This window comes from Pseudomonas sp. LBUM1646, assembly GCF_059716165.1.
In genome coordinates this window covers 274267-295865 of record NZ_CP166810.1, presented here as the reverse complement: position 1 = coordinate 295865, position 21599 = coordinate 274267, and the positions used below count along the sequence as shown (strand labels likewise).

General features: G+C 60.2%; 19 protein-coding genes and 1 pseudogene. 16 read left to right on the top strand and 4 right to left on the bottom strand.

The features are described from left to right. Positions 1-71 precede the first annotated feature (71 nt). From tauA to tauD, 4 genes are read left to right on the top strand one after another with little or no spacing between them, the layout of a single operon-like run. A complete protein-coding gene (gene tauA / locus ACA071_RS01270) occupies positions 72-1049 on the top strand; it encodes a taurine ABC transporter substrate-binding protein (protein ID WP_497642807.1) in 978 nt (325 codons plus the stop codon). A 15-nt stretch (positions 1050-1064) separates the two neighbouring features. Continuing rightward, a complete protein-coding gene (gene tauB / locus ACA071_RS01265; RefSeq protein WP_497642806.1) occupies positions 1065-1859 on the top strand; it encodes a taurine ABC transporter ATP-binding subunit in 795 nt (264 codons plus the stop codon). After that, positions 1856-2689, top strand: a complete 834-nt coding sequence (gene tauC / locus ACA071_RS01260; RefSeq protein ID WP_497642805.1) for a taurine ABC transporter permease TauC — start codon at positions 1856-1858, stop codon at positions 2687-2689. Before tauB ends, tauC begins: the two co-directional genes overlap by 4 nt. A 56-nt stretch (positions 2690-2745) precedes the next feature. Continuing rightward, positions 2746-3588, top strand: a complete 843-nt coding sequence (tauD, locus tag ACA071_RS01255) for a taurine dioxygenase (RefSeq protein WP_497642804.1) — start codon at positions 2746-2748, stop codon at positions 3586-3588. A 115-nt stretch (positions 3589-3703) separates the two neighbouring features. On the opposite strand, the gene mgrA is transcribed toward tauD, so the two are convergent. Beyond that, the gene (gene mgrA, locus ACA071_RS01250) at positions 3704-4741 is read right to left on the bottom strand and encodes an L-glyceraldehyde 3-phosphate reductase (protein WP_429531328.1); all 1038 of its coding nucleotides are present in this window, start codon (positions 4739-4741) and stop codon (positions 3704-3706) included. 752 nt (positions 4742-5493) lie between these two features. Beyond that, positions 5494-6384 carry a LysR family transcriptional regulator gene (locus ACA071_RS01245; RefSeq protein WP_497642803.1) on the bottom strand — a complete coding sequence of 297 codons (891 nt, stop codon included), beginning with the start codon at positions 6382-6384 and terminating at the stop codon, positions 5494-5496. Positions 6385-6513: 129 nt separating this feature from the next. Between ACA071_RS01245 and ACA071_RS01240 the strand changes: the two genes are divergently transcribed. The 3 genes from ACA071_RS01240 (at position 6514) to ACA071_RS01230 (ending at position 8569) form a co-directional block, all read left to right on the top strand. Continuing rightward, complete coding sequence (locus ACA071_RS01240) at positions 6514-7254, top strand: SDR family oxidoreductase (RefSeq protein ID WP_497642802.1); 741 nt, start codon at positions 6514-6516, stop codon at positions 7252-7254. Positions 7255-7293: 39 nt separating this feature from the next. Next, entirely contained in the window at positions 7294-8181 is an 888-nt protein-coding gene (locus ACA071_RS01235; RefSeq protein ID WP_497642801.1) for an SDR family oxidoreductase, read from the top strand. Positions 8182-8311: 130 nt separating this feature from the next. Then, positions 8312-8569: a hypothetical protein gene (locus ACA071_RS01230; RefSeq protein ID WP_497642800.1), complete on the top strand. Its 258-nt coding sequence runs from the start codon at positions 8312-8314 to the stop codon at positions 8567-8569. A 17-nt stretch (positions 8570-8586) separates the two neighbouring features. Here ACA071_RS01230 and betT read toward each other — a convergent pair whose 3' ends face one another. Then, on the bottom strand, positions 8587-10542 hold the full coding sequence (gene betT / locus ACA071_RS01225; protein ID WP_497645249.1) for a choline transporter BetT: 1956 nt from the start codon (positions 10540-10542) through the stop codon (positions 8587-8589). Between the two features lie 411 nt (positions 10543-10953). Next, positions 10954-11880, bottom strand: a complete 927-nt coding sequence (epsC, locus tag ACA071_RS01220) for a serine O-acetyltransferase EpsC (protein WP_497642799.1) — start codon at positions 11878-11880, stop codon at positions 10954-10956. Between the two features lie 190 nt (positions 11881-12070). Here epsC and ACA071_RS01215 point away from each other — a divergent pair, with 190 nt between their 5' ends. From ACA071_RS01215 to ACA071_RS01175, 9 genes and pseudogenes are all read left to right on the top strand, one after another. Next, on the top strand, positions 12071-13063 hold the full coding sequence (locus ACA071_RS01215) for a D-cysteine desulfhydrase (RefSeq protein WP_497642798.1): 993 nt from the start codon (positions 12071-12073) through the stop codon (positions 13061-13063). A 110-nt stretch (positions 13064-13173) separates the two neighbouring features. Then, a pseudogene (locus ACA071_RS01210) lies at positions 13174-13374 on the top strand (D-cysteine desulfhydrase); the annotation flags it as partial. 311 nt (positions 13375-13685) lie between these two features. Next, a complete protein-coding gene (gene tcyJ / locus ACA071_RS01205) occupies positions 13686-14486 on the top strand; it encodes a cystine ABC transporter substrate-binding protein (protein WP_497642797.1) in 801 nt (266 codons plus the stop codon). Beyond that, complete coding sequence (tcyL, locus tag ACA071_RS01200) at positions 14486-15151, top strand: cystine ABC transporter permease (RefSeq protein ID WP_150633140.1); 666 nt, start codon at positions 14486-14488, stop codon at positions 15149-15151. The genes tcyJ and tcyL overlap by 1 nt, the downstream gene beginning before the upstream one ends. 4 nt (positions 15152-15155) lie before the next feature. Beyond that, positions 15156-15911, top strand: coding sequence for an L-cystine ABC transporter ATP-binding protein TcyN (gene tcyN / locus ACA071_RS01195; protein ID WP_497642796.1), 756 nt, complete (start codon positions 15156-15158; stop codon positions 15909-15911). Positions 15912-16413: 502 nt separating this feature from the next. Continuing rightward, positions 16414-17178 carry a hypothetical protein gene (locus ACA071_RS01190; RefSeq protein ID WP_497642795.1) on the top strand — a complete coding sequence of 255 codons (765 nt, stop codon included), beginning with the start codon at positions 16414-16416 and terminating at the stop codon, positions 17176-17178. A 452-nt stretch (positions 17179-17630) separates the two neighbouring features. Further along, positions 17631-18872 (top strand): SfnB family sulfur acquisition oxidoreductase, encoded by a 1242-nt coding sequence (locus tag ACA071_RS01185; protein ID WP_497642794.1) that lies wholly within the window; start codon positions 17631-17633, stop codon positions 18870-18872. 20 nt (positions 18873-18892) lie between these two features. Further along, positions 18893-20098: an SfnB family sulfur acquisition oxidoreductase gene (locus ACA071_RS01180; protein WP_497642793.1), complete on the top strand. Its 1206-nt coding sequence runs from the start codon at positions 18893-18895 to the stop codon at positions 20096-20098. Continuing rightward, positions 20098-21468 carry an LLM class flavin-dependent oxidoreductase gene (locus ACA071_RS01175; RefSeq protein WP_497642792.1) on the top strand — a complete coding sequence of 457 codons (1371 nt, stop codon included), beginning with the start codon at positions 20098-20100 and terminating at the stop codon, positions 21466-21468. The genes ACA071_RS01180 and ACA071_RS01175 overlap by 1 nt, the downstream gene beginning before the upstream one ends. Positions 21469-21599 lie beyond the last annotated feature (131 nt).

Below are 21599 nucleotides of genomic sequence, written 5' to 3'. Positions count from 1 at the left end.
TATTTTCGGATTCTTATATCATTTAGTCTCCTTTCACGCCGATCCTCGGTCGCCTGACAAGGAGCTTCCCAATGAAATTGAATTTCCCTCTTCGCCTCCTGGCGGCCGCGTCTTTGGCTGCGGCGAGTTTCTTTGCCCAGGCGGCTGACGTGACCGTCGCCTACCAGACCACCGTGGACCCGGCCAAAGTCGCCCAGGCCGACGGCGCGTACGAAAAAGCCACCAACGCCAAGATCGACTGGCGCAAATTCGACAACGGTGCCGACATCATCGCCGCCATCGCTTCCGGCGACGTGCAGATCGGCTACCTCGGTTCCAGCCCTTTGACGGCGGCAATCACTCGCAAAGTCCCGGTTGAAACTTTCCTCATCGCCACCCAGATCGGCGCCGCCGAAGCGCTGGTCGCCCGTGACGGTTCCGGGATCAAGACGCCACAGGATTTGATCGGCAAAAAAATCGCCGTGCCCTTTGTTTCCACCGGCCACTACAGCCTGCTCGCCGCGTTGAAGCACTGGAACATCGATCCATCGAAAGTCACCATTCTCAACCTCGCTCCACCGGCCATCGTCGCCGCGTGGAAACGCGGTGATATCGACGCCACTTACGTCTGGGACCCAGCGCTTGGCGTGGCCAAGGAAAACGGCAAAGTGCTGATCACCTCTGGCGAACTTGCCAAGTTCGGCGCGCCGACTTTCGATGCCTGGATCGTGCGTAAAGACTTCGCCGAGAAGCACCCGGAAATCGTCACCGCGTTCGCCAAAGTGACCCTCGACGCCTACGCCGATTACCGCAAAGACCCGAAAACCTGGCTCGCCAACCAAAGCAACGTCGACAAACTGGTGAAGCTGTCCGGCGCCAAAGCCACCGACATTCCATTGCTGCTGCAAGGCAACGTCTACCCGCTGGCGGCTGATCAAGTCATCACCCTCGGCGCACCGACCACCAAGGCCATCACCGACACCGCCGCGTTCCTGAAAGAACAAGGCAAGGTCGAGGCCGTGCTGCCGGACTACGCCCCGTACGTCAGCTCGAAATACATCACCAACTGATCGGAGTTAACCGCGATGGCTTTGCTACAGCTGGAGCGCATCAGCGCACAGTACCCCGGCAGTCCGGAACCGGTACTGACGGATATTTCCTTGAGCCTGGGGCCCCAGCAATTGCTGGTGGCCCTCGGCCCGTCCGGCAGTGGCAAGACTTCGCTGTTGAACCTGATTGCCGGTTTCGTCGAGCCCAGCGCCGGGCGCATCACCCTCGACGGTGTACCGGTCAAAGGCCCGAGCGCCGAACGCGGCGTGGTGTTCCAGGATGACGCCCTGCTGCCCTGGCAGGACGTGTTGGCTAACGTTGGATTCGGCCTGGAACTGGCGGGCGTTTCCCGCGACAAACGGGAAATCCGTGCTCGGGAAATGCTCGCGCTGGTCGACCTTTCCGGTTTCGAAAACCGTCGTATCTGGCAGCTCTCGGGCGGCCAGAAGCAACGTGTCGGCCTAGCCCGCGCCCTCGCCGCTGACCCACGCGTCTTGCTGATGGACGAACCCTTTGGTGCCCTCGATGCCTTCACTCGCGAACAGATGCAGGAGCTGTTGCTGCAAGTCTGGCAGCGCACTGCCAAACCGGTGTTCCTGATTACCCACGACATCGAAGAAGCGGTGTTCCTCGCCACCGACCTGATTCTGCTGGCGCCCAACCCTGGGCAAATCGTCGAACGCCTGAGCCTGGACTTCGGCCAGCGTTACGCCGCCGGGGAGTCGGCACGGGCGATCAAATCCGACCCGCGCTTTATCGAAACCCGCGAACACGTGCTCGCCAAAGTGTTCTCCCAACGCAGCGCCGCCACGCGGCAGGAGCGCGCATGAGCAGCTATGAAATTCCGGGCGTCACAGTGAAGCCCGGTTCGACGGTGATTCCGGTACGGCGCAGTGTGAGCACACGCTGGATCAGTGTGCTGACGCTGGTCGCGTTGGTGCTCATCTGGTGGGCCGTCACCGCCACCGGAATGATCGAACCGCTGTTCCTGCCGCCACCGTCCGCCGTGCTGCAAAAAGGCTGGTTGCTGGCGACTACAGGCTATATGGATTCGACCTTGTGGCAGCACTTGGGCGCGAGCCTGAGCCGTATTGGCCTCGGCCTCGGCTTTGCCGTACTGACCGCCGTGCCGGTCGGGATTGCCATCGGCCACAACCGCATTGCTCGCGGGATTCTCGATCCGCTGATCGAGTTCTATCGCCCGATTCCACCGCTGGCTTACCTGCCGCTGATCGTGATCTGGTGCGGCATTGGTGAGCTGTCGAAAGTCTTGCTGATCTATCTGGCGATCTTCGCCCCGATTGCCATCGCCACCGCGACCGGCGTACGCACGGTCGATCCAGCCAAGTTGCGCGCCGCGCAGTCCCTGGGCGCGACCCGGGCGCAGTTGATTCGGCATGTGATTCTGCCGAGCGCGCTGCCGGACATTTTGACCGGCGTGCGCATTGGTCTGGGCGTGGGTTGGTCGACGCTGGTCGCCGCCGAATTGATCGCCGCCACCAGCGGTTTGGGCTTCATGGTGCAGTCGGCTGCGCAGTTCCTGGTCACCGATGTGGTGGTGCTGGGGATTCTGGTGATCGCGCTGATCGCCTTCGCCATGGAAATGGGCCTGCGCGCGCTGCAACGCAAACTGGTGCCGTGGCACGGCCAGGCGCACTAAACATCGCTCCCACAAAAAAGCTAAAACTCAGCACCACCGGATTGAAGAGAACCACCATGAGCATTCTGACAATCGTCCCTTTAAGCTCGGCTCTCGGCGCACAAATAAGCGGCATCGACATCAGCCAGCCGCTGGACCAGGAACAGCGCGACGCCATCGAACAGGCGCTGCTCAAGCATCAAGTGCTGTTCTTCCGCGACCAACCGATCACGCCGCAGCAGCAAGCGCGTTTCGCTGCGAATTTTGGTGATCTGCACATTCACCCGATCTACCCCAACGTGCCGGAACAACCTGAAGTGTTGATCCTTGACACCGCCGTCACCGACGTGCGCGACAACGCGATCTGGCACACCGACGTGACCTTCCTCCCGACCCCGGCGATGGGCGCGGTGCTCAGCGCCAAGTTGTTGCCGGAGTTTGGTGGCGACACGTTGTGGGCGAGCGGGATTGCGGCGTACGAAGCGTTGTCGGCGCCGATGAAGACCTTGCTCGAAGGGCTGACTGCGACTCACGACTTCACCCGTTCATTCCCGCTGGAACGCTACGGCAACACGCCGGAAGCGCTGGCCCAATGGGAAGAAGCACGGCGCAAGAACCCACCACTGTCGCACCCGGTGATCCGTACACATCCGGTGAGCGGGCGTCGGTCGTTATTCGTCAATGAAGGCTTTACGTCGAAGATCAATGAGTTGTCGGAGACCGAGAGCGAGGTGATTTTGAAGTTTCTCTTCGCCCATGCGATACGGCCGGAATTTACCATTCGGTGGCGTTGGCAGAAGGACGATGTGGCGTTCTGGGATAACCGCGTGACCCAACATTACGCGGTGGATGATTACCGCCCGGCGCGGCGGGTGATGCAACGGGCGACGGTGTTGGGGGATGTGCCGTTCTTCCGGTGAACCGATCGTTCCCACGCTCCGCGTGGTAACGCAGCCATGGACGCTCCGCGTCCACTGTGACGCAGAGCGTCACGGGATGCATTCCCACGCGGAGCGTGGGAATGATCCGTAGGCGTTACTCAGCCGTCGAAGGCTTCTCCCAAAGATTGATCCCGCCCTCCTGGGCAAACCGATCAATCTCCGCCAACTCTTCCGCGCTAAAGCTCAAATTCTTCAACGCCCCGACGTTCTCGATAATCTGCTCCGGCCGGCTCGCGCCGATCAGTGCCGAGGTTACGCGCGGGTCACGAAGCGTCCATGCCAACGCCAGTTGCGCCAGGCTCTGACCACGGCGCTTGGCGATCTCATTGAGCCCGCGTACGTGGGCGATGTTGGCTTCGGACAGGTGCGCCGACTGCAACGAACCACCGCCCGGACGGTTGACCCGCGCGTCCTTCGGAATGCCGTTGAGGTATTTGTCGGTCAGCAGGCCCTGAGCCAACGGGGTGAAGGCAATCACGCCCGCGCCGAGTTCGTCGGTGACGTCCAGCAGATCCTTTTCCACCCAGCGGTTGAGCAGGTTGTAGGCCGGTTGGTGAATCAGCAGCGGCACTTTCCACTCTTGCAACAGCGCGGCCATTTCGCGGGTTTTCACCCCGGAGTAGGACGAGATGCCGATGTACAGCGCCTTGCCTTGTTGCACAGCGGTAGCCAGGGCGCTGGCGGTTTCTTCCAGCGGAGTGTCCGGGTCGAAACGGTGGGAATAGAAGATGTCCACGTAGTCCAGGCCCAGGCGCTGCAGGCTCTGGTCGAGGCTGGCCAGCACGTATTTGCGCGAACCGCCGCCCTGGCCGTAAGGGCCTGGCCACATGTCCCAACCGGCCTTGCTGGAGATGATCAGTTCGTCGCGGTACTGCTTGAAGTCTTCGCGCAGCAAACGACCGAAGTTGATTTCGGCGCTGCCGTACGGCGGGCCGTAGTTGTTGGCCAGGTCGAAGTGGTTGATGCCCAGGTCGAACGCGGTGCGCAGCAACGAGCGCTGGGTGTCGATTGGCGTGCTGTCGCCGAAGTTGTGCCACAACCCCAGGGACAGGGCCGGCAAAACCAGCCCGCTGCGGCCTACGCGGCGGTACGGGATAGAGTCATAGCGGTTTTCGGCAGCGGTGTAAGTCATCGAATCCTCTCTTGTCTGTTTTGAAATGGTGTCGACTTCTTCGAGCGGGCTCGCTCCCACATCTGGAATGCATTCCCCTGTGGGACCGAGCCTGCTCGCGAATAGTGTTACGCACATCTGTTGCCTGACCCGGCCAACCCAAGGACCGGCCCCGTGCCGGGTTTTGAACTACCCTCGATAAATTGAAGTGCCCAGCATACGCCCAAGCAATGCCACGCCAACCTCGTGTTCGACGAATTGCTGAAACGTTTCAAATTTTTCCCGGATCACTCGCAAATGACACATGGACGTGTACTTTTTCAAGGTAACAGTACGTACCGCCGTAGAGGATCAATTACTTGGCTAAAATCAGCCAAAATTCGCCGAAATTCACCCTGAGCGCCCGTCTAATGGAAGACTCCAGGCAAGCCATTTTTCGTACCACATGGTACGGCGATTTTTCGTGGTTTTCGGCCTTGGTACTCAGCCAGGAACGCCCTGTCACAGCGCCCAAAGCCGCTGGGAAAATCAACTGTTCAAAGGAATCTGTAGGCGGAAAGTAGCGCGCAATCTCTTGGTAGCGATCAACGCGCTAGAGACAATGAGGGAGCACAGGAGAGTCTGGGAGTGTTGCGGGGAGAGGGGAGCGGACGTGGTTGCAGGTGCTCAGTACACATCCTGAAAAGATCGCTGCCTTCGGCAGCTTCTACATTGGAATGCCGTACACCTGCAGGAGCTGCCGAAGGCTGCGATCTTTTGATCTTGAGCCACGCTTAAATCGCCCCCGCAAACACCTCCCCCAACCAATCCACAAACACCCGAACCCGTGGCGACATGTGTCGGTTATGGGGATACAGCACTGAAACCGGCATTGGCGGCGGCGGTGTATCGGTCAGGATTTCCTGCACCAGCCCTTGGGAAATCAGCGCCTCCATCCGGTAGTGCGGGCACTGGATGATGCCGAGCCCGGCAATCGCCGACGCCGCATATATTTCCGCACCGAACACCGACAGCGCGCCGTCGATGGTCACCTCTTTCAGCTCGCCATCGACCATGAATTCAAACGGAAACTGCTTGGCGGTGGTGCGCGACACGTAGTTCACCGCGCGGTGATTTTTCAGGTCTTCGAGGCGTTTCGGTTCGCCGTAACTGCGCAAGTACACAGGACTGGCGCAGGTGATCTGGCGCAGGTTGGCCACGCGTTTGCCGATCAGTGCCGAGTCACTCAGGGTGCCGGCACGCAGCACGCAATCGACGCCTTCAGCGATCAGGTCGACAAAACGGTCGGCCTCGCTGATTGATAGTTCGATGTCTGGATAACGGGCCATGAATTGCGGCAACGCCGGGATCACAAAGTGCTTGGCCAAGGTGCCGTGCAAATCCACGCGCAACCGCCCTTTCGGTGCCACGCCGCGAAACGCCAATTCGGCTTCTTCGAGCTCCGCCAGCAACTGCACGCAACGCAGGTAATACGCCTCGCCATCCAGCGTCGGGCGCACCTTGCGCGTGCTGCGCTCCAGTAGACGCGTTCCGAGCCAGGCTTCGAACTGGTTCAGCGTATGGGTCAGCGTGGCCCGTGACAGGCTCAGGTCATCGGCGGCCAGGGTGAAGCTGCTGCGCTCGTAGATCCGCACGAACACCTTCATCGCTTTGACTTGATCCACGTCCGGCCCCCGGCATTCGATTGTTGGCGATTATTGAACAGTAAAGGCAACTCTCGTGCATTTATCACCCTTAGTAAACATGTGAACCTGGCTTCACCCCAAGCAAACAACTTCAAAGGAAGCACCGCCATGACCACTCAAAATTCAAAAGTAGCCATCGTCACCGGCGCCTCCCGCGGCATCGGCGCGGTGATCGCCAAACAACTGGCCAGCGAAGGTTTTGCCGTCGCCATCAATTACGCCAGCAGCGCCACCGAAGCCTCGAAACTGGTGGTCGAATTACGCCAGGCCGGCCACCAGGCCATAGCGATCAAGGCTGACGTTTCCAGTGCCGACGACGTTCGCCGTCTGTTCGACGAAACCGAAGCGCAACTGGGCAAGGTCGATGTGCTGGTCAACAACGCCGGCATCCTCAAGGTGCTGCCACTCGCCCAGCACAGCGACGAACTGTTCGACCAGAACTTCAACATCCACGCTCGTGGCACCTTCAATACCCTGCGTGAAGCCCCGACTCGCCTGAACGCTGGCGGGCGAATCATCAACTTCTCCAGCAGCACCGTCGGCCTGAACCTGCCGGGCTATGCGGTGTACATCGCCAGCAAAGCGGCGGTGGAATCCCTGACCCAAGTGTTCGCCAAGGAAATGCGCGGTCGCAACATCACCGTCAACGCCGTGGCACCGGGCCCGGTCGCCACCGACCTGTTCCTGCACGGCAAGAGCGAAGAACAAATCCAGACCTTCGCCAAAATGGCGCCGCTGGAACGCCTGGCTCAGCCGGAAGACATCTCTCGCGTCGTGTCCTTCCTGGTCGGCCCGGATTCGGCTTGGGTCAATGGACAAATCCTGCGGGTCAACGGCGGCCTGGTGTAAGCCAGCCCTTTCTGAATATCCACGATCAAGGAGAACTTCATGAAAAACGTCATTCTCATCACCGGCGCCGGCACCGGAATCGGCAAACTCGCCGCCGAATCCCTCGCCCGGGCCGGGCACATCGTTTACGCCAGCATGCGAGACGTGAACGGGCGCAACGCCCAGCGGGCCGATGGCCTTCGCCAGTGGGCCAGGGAGCAGAACGTTGAATTGCATCCGCTGGAACTGGACGTGTTGTCCCAGGATTCGGCGGACGCTGCAGTAGCCACCATCGTCAAGGAGCAAGGTCGTCTCGACGTAGTAATGCAGAACGCCGGGCACCTGGTGATCGGCCCGACCGAAGCCTTCACCGCCGAAGAAATCATGAAGGTCTTCGACACCAACTTCTACGGCGCCCAGCGGGTCAGCCGTGCGGTGTTGCCGCAGATGCGCGCTCAGGCCTCAGGGTTGGTGTTGTGGATCAGCAGCACCACGACCAAGGGCGGTTACCCACCGTTCATGGGGCCTTACGCCGCCGCGAAAGCGGCGATGGATTCCCTGGCGGTGAGCATGTCCTACGAACTGACCCGCTTCGGCATCGAAACCTCGATCGTGGTGCCCGGCGCGTTCACCCGCGGCACCGATCATTTCCCAAGCGCCGGCAAACCGGCCGACGCCGCACGCAACGCCGCCTATGCTCGATATGACGGGGTGATGGATAAAGTCGGCGAACGATTGAGTGCATTGACCCCGGAGGATGCCGATCCGCAAGCCGTAGCCGATGACATTGTGCGCATTGTCGGGTTGCCCCAAGGCTCACGGCCGGCGCGCTCGGTGATCGATTTTGTCGGGGACGGCGCGGCTGAGGTGTTGGAAGTGTCGGAGCGGGTGCGGATCGACTTTGCCAAGCGGATCGGGATTGATGATTTGCTTCGCGTAAATCTGTAAGGACGCCATCGCGGGCAAGCCTCGCTCCTACAGAGTGCGCATAAACCCTGTAGGAGCGAGCGGTGCGACGATTCGACTTGCCCTCGAAGACGATCTCAAGGCAACAGACATCTGAAGGACGGCCCACACCATGCACACCACCATCATCATTTTCTTCGGCCTGATCCTGCTGGCGCTGATGCTCTACATCGGCGAGCGAGTCGGCTTCAGCCGCCAGACGCTGACCTACAGTTTCGTCGTCCTGTGGCTGGCCTTGACGGTGATCAACGGCGCGGTGGGCGTGGTCACAGCCGGCCAGCCGGTGAGTTCGGAACTGGTGGTCGGCACGGTGGTGTTCAGCGTGCCGGTGGCGGCGCTGGTTCTGTTCATGGTGTTGAACAAAGCCTAGGCGCCACCGGCTCTCGATCAACGAACCAGGTGCAGGAACTGCATGTGCCGTTCGTACTGGTCGAGGATGTCGTTGATGATCTGTTCCTTGGTGTAACCCACCAGATCGTAGTCCTGGCTGCCCTCGCTCAAATGCACTTCGGCGCGGTAGTAGCGACGATTGTTGAGCTGCTTGGAACCCATGCCGCCACGGGCAAAGGACGGCGTGAAGTAACCACGCATCTGCACCTGGTAGATGAACGGATGCTGCTCGCCATGCCCGATTTCCAGGCTGACGCTGTCATTCGCCGGGTCCGGCTGAGCGACCACGCTCAAACCCTTCTCGACGAACACCGCCGTCACTTCTTCAATCGCCGGTCGCACTGTCGTTTCGAGGAAGCGATAGACCTCATCCCGGGACGGGAAATGCACCGCCTGACTCAAGCGCTGACGCCAGCCTCCACGCTTGGAACCGGAGACCGGTGCCAAGGAATGCATCTGCGCGATCTGCTTCTGGGACTCCAGGTAAAACGCCTTGTGCAGCCCCCACATCATCAGCAGCAAGATCATCGAGAACGGCAACGAGGTCAGCACCACCGCTGACTTCAGCGCGTCGATACTGCCGGAGAACAGCAGCGCACTGGTCACCAATGCCGTCATCGCCCCCCAGAATACCCGCAGCCATTTCGGCCCGTCTTCATCCGGGTTGCCGCCCTTGGCCGACAGTGTCGAGAGCACTACGGTGCCCGAGTCGGCGGACGTGACAAAGAACACGAAGCTGATAAACACCGTGACCGCGATCACGGTCTTGCTCCACGGGTAGGTTTCCAGCAGCAGGTACAGGGTCATCGACGGGTTATCGATGGCCGACATGCCCAGCGCCGACATGCCGTGGTTGAGCACCTGGTCGATGGCGCTGTTGCCGAAGATCGACATCCACGCCAGGGTGAAACCGAGCGGGATCAGCAGCACGCCGAAGACGAATTCACGGATGGTCCGGCCACGGGAAATCCGCGCAATGAACAAGCCTACGAATGGCGACCATGCAATCCACCAGGCCCAGTAGAACACCGTCCAACCACCCAGCCAGTCGCTGGGTTTGTCGTAGGCGTAAAGGTCGAAACTCTTCATCGGCAACGCGCCGAGGTAGTCGCCGATGTTCTGGATCAAGGTGTTGAGCAGATGCTGAGTCGGGCCAGCGAACAACACAAACAGCAGTAGCGCGCAGGCCAGCAGCATGTTGATGTCGGACATCACCCGTACGCCTTTATCGACGCCGGACACCGCAACGATGATCGCCGCGCCCATCATCAGCGTGATCAGGCCGACCTGAATCCAATGGGTGTGAGCGATGCCGAACAGGTAGTCCAGGCCCGAGTTGAGGTGCAACACGCCGAACCCCATGTCGGCACCGAGACCAAACACCGTGGCGATGATGCCGAAGCCGTCCACCGCGTAGCCGATCGGGCCGTTGATACGCTTGCCGATCAGCGGATACAACGCCGAACGCAGAGCCAGCGGCAGGTTATGTCGATACGCAAAATAGGCCAGCGCCATGCCGACAAAGGCGAACACGCCCCAGCCGTGCAGGCCCCAGTGCAGAAACAGAATCTGCATCGCCTGCCGCGCCGCTTCAGGCGTACCGGCAGTGCCTTGGGGCGGTTGCGCCAAGTGCGTCAGCGGTTCAGAGACGCAAAAGAAAAACAGCGTAATGCTGATCCCGGCGGCGAACAGCATGCCCGCCCAAGATAGATAACTGAATTCGGGCTCGTCGTGGTCGGCACCGAGCTTGATCTTGCCGTAGCCGGACAAGGCGGTGACCACCACGAAGACCAGATACAGGGTCATCGCGAGCATGTAATACCAGCCGACCGTATTGGCCGCCCAGTTTTGCGCTTCCAGCAACCAGGCACCGGCCTGTTCAGGCAAGGCAATAACCACGATGCCGAACAACAGAATGAAACCCGCGGCAAAGTAGAACACGGGCGGATTCATGCGGACCTGGCCGCTTGGAGGGGTGGACGGTGCACTCATGAACAGCGCACCTCAAGGGGGTGAAACAGGGCAATCAATAACGGACTCGGCAAGGGCAAGCCTCCTGTTGTGAGCGGGCAGCAAACCGGCGGTTTAACTTGAATGAGCGTTCAAGTTAAACATGAATAGCGTGCTAAGGACTAATCGCAGGGCTCGGCGGTTGCTTTCCTACGCTAGCTCAAGGAAGGGTATGACGCGGGGTTTGGGGGATTCGTTCAGTGTCAAAAGATCGTTCCCACGCTCTGCGTGGGAATGCAGCCCGTGACGCTCTGCGTCACATCAGTGCCAGGCACAACATTGGCGATAGCCCTGGAACGCGGAGCGTCCCTGGAGGCATTCCCACGCAGAGCGTGGGAATGATCGGGTGGGGGCTTACTTCTGCGTCCCATCATCATGCTGCAAATTCGCCTGCGTCAGGTTGCACCCCGCCGGCACGCTGCGGGTCAGCCAGACGTTACCGCCAATGGTCGAGCCCTTGCCGATGGTAATCCGCCCGAGAATCGTCGCACCGGCATAGATCACCACATCGTCCTCGACAATCGGATGCCGTGGATGGCCCTTCTGCAATTGACCATCCTCATCCGAAGGGAAACGCTTGGCGCCCAACGTCACCGCCTGATAAATCCGCACGCGCTCACCAATGATCGCCGTCTCGCCAATCACCACACCCGTCCCGTGATCGATAAAGAAACTGCGGCCGATCTGCGCCCCCGGATGAATGTCGATGCCGGTTGCCGAGTGGGCGATTTCAGCGCTGATCCGCGCCAGCAGCGGCAACCCGGCGCGGTACAAATGGTGCGCCAGGCGATGGTGAATCACCGCCAGGATCCCCGGATAGCACAGCAGCACTTCGTCGACGCTGCGGGCCGCCGGGTCGCCGTGATAGGCCGCCAGCACGTCGGTGTCCAGCAGACTGCGCAGCCCCGGCAACGCGAGGGCAAAGTCCTGGATGATGGAAATGGTTTTGGCCTCGACTTCGGTGTCGGCCTCGGCGCTGTGGCGGGCGGCGTAACGCAATTCGAGCCGCGCCTGGGCCAGCAACGCGTTCAATGCGACGTCGAGGGTGTGGCCAACGTAGAAGTCTTCACTCTCTTCGCGCAAATCCACCGGCCCCAGGCGCATCGGGAACAACGCACCGCACAAGGCTTCAAGAATGTCCGCCATCGCCGCCCGGGACGGTAACTCACGACCGCCCTGCTCGCCGCTGGCACGGCCGTTTTGTGCACGCCATTGATCACGCGCCGTGCGCAGTTGGCTGACGATGGTCTGCAATTGCCAATGGCTGGAACGCTCGCTCACGGTAAAAACTCCACACGGGCGGCCGGACTGTCTGGCCGCGCTGACGGCGATTACTTTACGGCAAGGGCTGGAGGCCGAATTAAGAACCAATTGTGCTGTGATCAGTACATTCGGATATAAGCGATTGGCGGTTGCCCGTACAAATAGCCGTGCCTATAGTCCTGACATCCTCCTCCGCCAGTACGGACCCATGATCAAACAATCGCTTGCCCGCTTTAACCGCCTCGACCTGCTTGGCCACCCTACCGCTCTGGAAAAACTCGAACGCCTGTCGACCTGGCTGGGCCGCGATGTCTACGTCAAGCGCGATGACCTGACCCCCCTGGCCATGGGCGGCAACAAGCTGCGCAAACTCGAATACCTGGCCGCCGATGCGCTGGCCCAGGGCGCCGACACCTTGATCACCGCGGGTGCGTTGCAATCCAACCATGTGCGCCAGACCGCCGCCATCGCGGCCAAACTTGGCCTCGGTTGTGTGGCGTTGCTGGAGAACCCGCTGGGCACCGACGACGCCAACTATGTCGGCAACGGTAACCGGCTGTTGCTCGACCTGTTTGATGCCAAAGTCGAGTTGGTAGAAAACCTCGACAACGCCGACGATCAATTACAAGCCTTGGCTGATCGCCTGCACAACAACGGCAAGAAGCCGTATGTGGTGCCGATTGGGGGCTCCAACGCCTTGGGCGCCCTGGGTTACGTGCGCGCCGGCCTGGAACTGGCAGAACAGATCAAGGACACCGGCCTGACATTCGCCGCCGTGGTGCTGGCGTCGGGCAGTGCCGGGACTCACAGCGGTCTGGCGCTGGCATTGAACGAAGCACTCCCGAATCTGCCAGTGATTGGCGTGACGGTTTCCCGCAGCGAGGAAGATCAGCGGCCGAAAGTCCAGGGCCTTGCCGAGCGCACGGCCGAGTTGCTGGGTGTGAGCCTGCCGGCGAGTTTCAAAGTCGAGTTGTGGGATGAATACTTCGGCCCGCGTTATGGCGAGCCGAATGCCGGGACGCTGTCGGCGGTGAAGCTGCTGGCGAGCCAGGAAGGTTTACTGCTCGATCCGGTGTACACCGGCAAGGCCATGGCCGGGTTGTTGGATGGTATTGGGCGCGGACGTTTTGATGACGGCCCGATCATCTTCCTGCACACCGGTGGCGCGCCGGCGTTGTTTGCCTATAAAGATTTCCTGTAAGTGATCGTTCCTACGCTCTGCGTGGGAATGCAGCCCGTGACGCTCCGTGTCACTGGACGCGGAGCGTCCCTTGAGGCATTCCCACGCGGAGCGTGGGAACGATCAGCGTGGGAGCGCTAAATGCCGGGACGGCGTCGGCGGTGAAGTTGCTGGCGAGCCAGGAAGGTTTACTGCTCGATCCGGTGTACACCGGCAAGGCCATGGCCGGGTTGTTGGATGGTATTGGGCGCGGACGTTTTGATGACGGCCCGATCATCTTCCTGCACACCGGTGGCGCGCCGGCGTTGTTTGCCTATAAAGATTTCCTTTGACCGATCGTTCCCACGCTCCGCGTGGGAATGCAGCCCGTGACGCTCCGCGTCACTGGACGCGGAGCGTCCCTTGAGGCATTCCCACGCGGAGCGTGGGAACGATCAGCGTGGGAGCGCTAATATGCACAAAAGGAATAACAAACTTTATATTTAGTATTTTCCTATCTAACGGTGTCGTCATATAGTCGCGCCGCAGGCGAATTTGCCGGGAGACGCATCAGCTGCTTTAGGGCAGGATATTGCAGTCGTTCAAATCCCGATTTTGCCAACATTCCTAAAAGCGTCTTCATAAGAAAATACAGGGGCTTGTCATGAATTTTTCCGCACTACGTCGCAACCTGCTGGTAGGTTCGCTGGGCCTGGCATTGAGCGCCGGCCTGTTGGGGCAAGCGGTTGCCGGTGAGCAACTGCAAAAAATCAAGGACGCAGGCGTGATCAACGTCGGCCTGGAAGGCACTTACCCACCGTTCAGTTTCGTCGACGCCGACGGCAAACTGGCCGGCTTCGAAGTCGAGTTCTCCGAAGCCCTGGCCAAAGAGCTGGGCGTGAAGGTCAAACTGCAACCGACCAAATGGGACGGCATTCTCGCGGCACTGGAATCCAAGCGTCTGGACGCGGTGATCAACCAAGTGACCATCTCCGACGAGCGCAAGAAGAAGTATGACTTCTCCGAGCCTTACACCGTTTCCGGGATTCAGGCGCTGGTGCAGACCAAGAAAGCTGCGGAGCTGAACATCAAGTCCGCGGCCGACCTGACTGGCAAGAAAGTCGGCGTGGGCCTGGGCACCAACTACGAACAGTGGGTCAAAGCCAACGTACCGGGCGCTGACGTGCGCACCTATGACGATGATCCGACCAAGTTTGCGGACCTGAAAAACGGTCGCATCGACGCGATCCTGATCGACCGCCTCGCCGCGCTGGAATACGCCAAGAAAGCCAAGGACACCTCCGCCGCCGGCGAAGCGTTCTCCCGCCAGGAAGCCGGTGTCGCCCTGCGCAAAGGCGAGCCTGAGCTGTTGGCCGCGGTGAACAAGGCCATCGACAAGCTGCGTGCCGACGGTACGCTGAAAAAGCTTTCGGAAAAATACTTCAGCGCTGACGTCACTCAATAATGGAAGAAGCTTTCCAACTGGCGCTGGATTCCGCGCCCTTCCTGCTGAAGGGCGCGTATTACACGGTCATCTTGAGCCTGGGCGGGATGTTTTTCGGCCTGGTGATGGGCTTCGGCCTGGCGTTGATGCGCCTGTCGCGCTTCAAACTGGTGAGCTGGCTGGCCCGCATCTACGTGTCGTTCTTTCGCGGCACGCCGTTGCTGGTGCAGCTGTTCGTGATCTATTACGGCTTGCCGCAATTGGGCATCGAACTTGATCCATTGCCAGCGGCGCTGATCGGCTTCTCGCTGAACATGGCCGCCTACGCCTGCGAAATCCTGCGTGCCGCGATCAGCTCCATCGAGCGTGGCCAGTGGGAAGCCGCCGCGAGTATCGGCATGACCCGCGCGCAGACCCTGCGCCGGGCCATCATTCCGCAAGCGATGCGCACCGCTCTGCCGCCGCTGGGCAACAGCTTCATTTCGCTGGTCAAGGACACGGCGCTGGCCGCCACCATCCAGGTGCCGGAACTGTTCCGCCAGGCGCAATTGATCACCGCCCGCACCTTCGAAATCTTCACCATGTATCTGGCCGCCGCGCTGATCTACTGGATTCTTGCCACGGTGCTGTCGCACCTGCAAAACCAGCTGGAAGCACGGGTCAATCGGCACGACCAGGAGTCCTGACCCAATGATTGTCGTGGAAAAACTGACAAAGCAGTTCAAGGGTCAAGTGGTGCTCAACGGCATCGATCTGGAAGTGAAGGAAGGCGAGGTCGTGGCGATTATCGGGCCGAGCGGTTCGGGTAAGACCACGTTCCTGCGTTGCTTGAATTTCCTCGAGGAACCCACCAGCGGCCGGATCAAGGTCGGCGACATCGAAATCGATGGCAGCCGCCCGCTGAACCAGCAGCAGGGTCTGGTGCGACGTTTGCGCCAACACGTGGGCTTCGTGTTCCAGAGCTTCAACTTGTTCCCGCATCGCACTGCTCTGGAAAACGTCATCGAAGGCCCGATCATCGTGAAGAAGATCCCGCACGCCGAAGCCGTTGCCCTGGGCAAAAAGCTGTTGGCCAGGGTTGGCCTGGCGGGTAAGGAAGACGCTTACCCGCGACGCCTGTCCGGTGGCCAGCAACAGCGTGTGGCGATTGCCCGGGCGTTGGCGATGGAGCCGGAAGTGATTCTGTTCGATGAGCCCACCTCAGCGCTCGACCCAGAGCTGGTCGGTGAAGTGCTGGCGACCATCCGCAGCCTCGCCGAGGAGAATCGCACCATGGTCATCGTCACCCACGAAATGGGCTTTGCCCGTGACGTGGCGAACCGCGTGGTGTTTTTCGACAAGGGTGTGATCGTCGAGCAAGGTGAAGCGAAGGCACTGTTTGCCAATCCTAAAGAAGAACGGACAAAGCAGTTCCTCAGCAAGTTTCTGAATAACACGCACCACTGAAACACCGTTTGATACTTGTTAACTTCCATGGAAGGAAGTGATATTTAACCGCCACTAACAACACCCTCATAATCGTTCCTTGATTCATTCCTCTCGCACACAACATATACAACTTCCTATCGACCTGTGCGGTGCATATATATGTCCTGCAACAGAATCATCTCGCCTAAAATCAGCCATACACCCGGATCGCACAACTCAACGTGTGGTCGTATGCGACGCATTAATACCGGATAAAAGCAGGTAAAGGTCGACACGGCAATGCGGCTTATTAACTGCACACCGTAGGAAATTTCTGAATAACGCCGAATCCATCACCCAACTAACAAACTCTATTGACACCTATTCCGGCGCGCTCTTATCTAGTCTCCAACAGGCGTCAAACACCTCAACTCATTCGTTAAATAACAGCTACCCCTAACGAACTTTTTGTTGCCCGGTAATTCACGCCTCTTGAACTTCCAGAAACGGACTTCGCTGCAAGGCTTCAAGGAGAAAACCCATGATAAGCACCTCGAACAAACCCGAACTTGCGGCCCCGACCCTGGCGCAATCCCACAGGAGTGGCATCAACATCACCTCGGCCGCCCACTTGCTGATCGCGGTAGCACCCTACCCCGGCATGGACGAAGGCGATCTGATCGAACTCTACTGGGACGACTGCTACGTGGCTTCAAAAGCCCTGATCGTCGACGACGTCAATCAACCAGTGCAACTGCGAGTGCCCGAGAGCTTTGTCATCAATGGCACCTCACACGTCCACTACCGCATCATGCAGGTCGGGCAAGACCCGGCCTTGTCGCCGACCACGCGGGTGCAGATCAAGCTTGACTGCCCGGGCGGCCAGTCACCTGCCGCATCCGGCGACGAAAACCAGAGTCTCGCCCCGGTAAACCTCCCCGAAACCATTCGCCGCCAAGGGGTCAATCCGAACCAGATCAAACGCGGCGTACCGCTGACCATCGAGCCCTACCTGAACATGGCCATCGACGACGAAATCACCCTGCGCTGGGGCGATGTGCGCATGGACCTGCCCAAGCTCAGGGCTGGCGATGTCGGCGAGCCAATCCATGTGTGGGTGCCGCCGGCGATCATTCTCGAAGCCGGCGAAGACCTGAGGCTGGAAGTGACCTACTGCATCCTCGACCGGGTGGGCAACAATTCTCGCTGGGCGCCGCCGCGGATGCTGAAGATCGGGTGTGCCAATCCCTACCTGAAAGCGCCGTTCAAAGAAGCGCTCAAGGCAGCAGAACCCCACAAACGCTGAGCCCTGAGTTCGGCTTGTGTAGCAGCTGTCGAGCACCGCGAGGCAGCGTTCGGCGGCGAAGCCGTCGTGAAATCAGACTACGCGGTGTTGCAGGTAGACCGCGTTCTCAGTTTGACGACGGCTTCGCCGCCGAACGCTGCCTCGCGGTGCTCGACAGCTGCTACAGAGCTACAGAGCTACAGAGCTACAGAGCCAACCCCCAGCCTCCGCTGTTGCTACATGAACAAGTGTTGTTCTGCGGACAGACGCCCTTCTATGCATATTCCTAAAAGTTAGTTTATTAATTATTTATACGCGCTTAGGGTATATACACCGGACCACCGGACCTTCTTGTTATTCGTTCGCCGCAACCGTCGCGGCGTTTTCATGAGATGTGAGGTAGGTATGGTCCGGAACACAATCACCCCAGTGCAGAACGCCAGGGCATTGCGTGCAGCCAAGGAGCGGCACTGATGTCCAGTCTGGCAGAAGCCACTATCCAGAGTGACCTGGATATCGCCCCCCTGTTGTTGCCCGCGCAGGTTTTGCGCAACGACGCACAAGCCATCAAGGCTGCCCATGAGCTGGCGCAAGTCGCTCGCCTGCAGGCAGCCAAACGTGACCAGCAGCGCAAGCTGCCGTGGTCGGAAATTGAACAATTCACCCGTAGCGGCCTGGGCAGCATTGCCATCCCGCGCGAGTACGGTGGTCCGCAGGTTTCCTTTGTCACCATCGCCGATGTTTTCGCGATCATTTCCGCGGCGGACCCGGCACTCGGGCAAATCCCGCAGAACCAGTTCGGCATCCTGAACCTGGTGCTCGGCAGCGCCACTGAATCGCAGAAAAAACAGCTGTTCAAAAGCGTGCTCGAAGGCTGGCGCATCGGCAATGCCGGGCCAGAACGTGGCACCAAAAACACCCTCGAACTCAAGGCGCGGATCACTGCTGACGGCGACGGTTTTGTCATCAGCGGCCAGAAGTTCTACTCCACCGGCGCGCTGTTCGCCCACTGGGTCGCGGTCAAGGCGTTGAACGATGACGGCAAGCAAGTGCTGGCCTTCGTCCGCCGTGGCACGCCGGGCCTGCGCATCGTTGATGACTGGTCCGGTTTCGGCCAGCGCACCACCGCCAGCGGCACCATTTTGCTCAACAACGTGCCGGTCGACGCCGAGTTGGTGGTGGATAACTGGAAGATCAACGACAGCCCGAACATCCAGGGCGCCGTGTCGCAATTGATTCAAGCGGCCATCGACGCCGGCATCGCCCGTGGTGCCATCGACGACGCCATCGAATTCGTCAAAACCCGCGCCCGGCCATGGATCGACGCCAAGGTCCAACGCGCCAGCGACGACCTCTACGTGATCGCCGACATCGGCAAACTAAAAATCGAACTGCACGCCGCCGAAGCCCTGTTGCGCAAGGCCGGGCAAGTGCTCGATCAGGTCAATGCCGCGCCACTCACCGCCGAGTCCGCCGCCCGCGCTTCAATCGCCGTGGCCGAAGCCAAAGTGCTGACCACCGAAATCTCGTTGCTGGCCAGCGAAAAGCTTTTCGAGCTGGCCGGCAGCCGCGCCACCCTCGCCGAATTCAACCTCGACCGCCACTGGCGCAACGCCCGCGTGCACACCTTGCACGACCCCGTCCGCTGGAAATATCACGCCGTCGGCACTTACCACTTGAACGGCACGCTGCCGGCTCGCCACTCCTGGATTTGACCAGACCTCTGGAGAAACACATGACTCTTTCTCACCACGTCGCGGTCATAACCAGCGATGAGCTAGCCCTGATCGTCGCCAGTGACCTGGCCGAAGATTTCAAACGCGACAGCGCCCTGCGCGACCGCGAACGCCGTTTGCCGCACCCGGAACTGGAAGTGTTTTCCCGCTCGGGCCTCTGGGGCATCAGCGTGCCAAAAGAATACGGCGGCGCCGGGGTTTCCAATGTCACCTTGGCCAAGGTCATTGCCTTGATTGCCCAGGCTGACGGCTCCCTCGGACAAATCCCGCAGAACCATTTTTACGCCCTCGAAGTGCTGCGCGTGAACGGCGGCGAAGCGCAGAAAAAACGTCTCTACGCCGAAGTGTTGGCCGGTCAGCGCTTCGGCAATGCCCTCGCCGAACTCGGCACCAAAACCGCCCACGACCGCGTCACCAGCCTGACCCGCGACGGCGACGGCGACGGCGACGGCTATCGCATCAACGGTCGCAAGTTCTACGCCACGGGCGCGATCTACGCCCAACGCATCCCCACTTCAGTGGTGGATGAAAACGGCGTGCAGCAACTGGCCTTCGTGCCTCGCGACAGTAAAGGCTTGACCGTGATCGACGACTGGAGCGGTTTCGGCCAGCGCACCACCGGCAGCGGTTCGGTGGTGTTCGAAGACGTGTACGTCGCCGCCGAAGATGTGATCCCGTTCCAAAGTGCTTTCGAACGCCCAACCACCGTCGGCCCATTGGCGCAGATCCTTCACGCCGCCATCGACACCGGCATAGCCCGCGCGGCTTACGAAGATGCCTTGCATTTCGTGCGCACCAAAACCCGGCCGTGGATCGACGCCACCCATGAAAAAGCCGTCGAAGACCCGCTGACGATCAAGAGCTTCGGCCACCTTGCGATTCGCCTGCACGCCACCGAAGCACTGCTGGAACGCTCCGGCGAATTCCTCGACAAGGCCCAGGCCGACATGAATGCCGAGACCGTGGCCGCCGCCTCGATTGCCGTCGCCGAGGCTCGGGCCATCAGCACCGAAATTTCCCTCGCCGCCGGCAGCACGCTGTTCGAGTTGGCCGGTAGCCAGGCAACCCTGATCGAACACGGTCTGGATCGGCACTGGCGTAACGCTCGCGTGCATACCTTGCACGACCCGGTGCGCTGGAAGTATCACGCGGTGGGCAATTACTACCTCAACGATGAAAACCCGCCGCTGCGGGGGACCATCTGATGGCCGACACCAAGAAGAAGATCCTGCTCAACGCGTTCAACATGAACTGCATCGGGCACATCAACCACGGCCTGTGGACGCACCCACGAGACAACTCGACCCAATACAAAACCGTCGAATATTGGACTGAACTGGCGCAGTTGCTGGAGCGTGGACTGTTCGACGGTTTGTTCATCGCTGACATCGTTGGCGTGTACGACGTCTATCAAAACTCGGTGGACGTGCCGCTGAAAGAGTCGATCCAGCTGCCGGTCAACGACCCGCTGCTGCTGGTTTCGGCCATGGCTGCGGTGACGAAAAATCTCGGTTTCGGCCTGACCGCCAACCTGACTTACGAACCGCCGTATCTGTTTGCCCGGCGCATGTCGACGCTCGACCATTTGAGTCGCGGTCGGGTCGGCTGGAACATCGTCACCGGCTACCTCGACAGCGCCGCCAAGGCCATGGGTCTGAGCGAACAAGTCGAGCACGACCGCCGCTACGACCAGGCCGACGAGTACTTGCAAGTGCTCTACAAACTCTGGGAAGGCAGCTGGGAAAACGGCGCAGTGCTCAACGATCCCAAGCAACGGATCTACGCCCAGCCGGAGAAAGTGCACAAGGTCGAGCACAAGGGCGAGTTCTATCAGGTCGAGGGTTATCACCTCTGCGAGCCGTCGCCGCAGCGCACGCCGGTGCTGTTCCAGGCTGGCAGTTCGGATCGCGGATTGCTGTTCGCCGGGCGTCATGCCGAGTGCGTGTTCATCAGCGGCCAGAACAAACCGTCGACCAAAGTGCAGGTGGACAAGGTCCGCGCCAGCGCGGTCGAGGCCGGGCGTAACCCTGAGGACATCAAGGTGTTCATGGGCCTGAACGTGATCGTCGGCGCCACCGAGGAACTGGCCTGGGCCAAGCACGCCGAGTACCTGAGCTACGCCAGTGCCGAGGCCGGCGTGGCGCACTTTTCGGCGTCCACGGCGATCGATTTTTCCCAGTACGAAATTGACGAACCGATCCAGTACGTGAAGAGCAACGCGATCCAGTCGGCGACCAAGAACCTGCAAAACAACGACTGGACCCGGCGCAAATTGCTCGAACAACACGCCCTCGGTGGCCGCTACATCACCGTGGTGGGTTCGCCTGAGCAAGTGGCGGATGAGCTGGAATCGTGGATCGCCGAAACCGGGCTGGATGGCTTCAACCTGACGCGGATTGTCACCCCGGAAAGCTATGTGGATTTCATCGATCTGGTGATTCCCGAGTTGCAGCGTCGCGGGTCGTACAAGACCGCCTACGACAGCGGCAGCCTGCGCGAGAAGCTGTTTCACGGTGACGCGCATTTGCCTGAGCAACACACGGGCGCCCATTACCGATACCAACCCCATACCTGATCGTTCCCACGCTCCGCGTGGGAATGCAGCCCGGGACGCTCCGCGTCCCAAGAGCGGACGCAGAGCGTCCATTGAGGCATTCCCACGCAGAGCGTGGGAACGATCCGAATTCAATGCACTGACTGGAATAA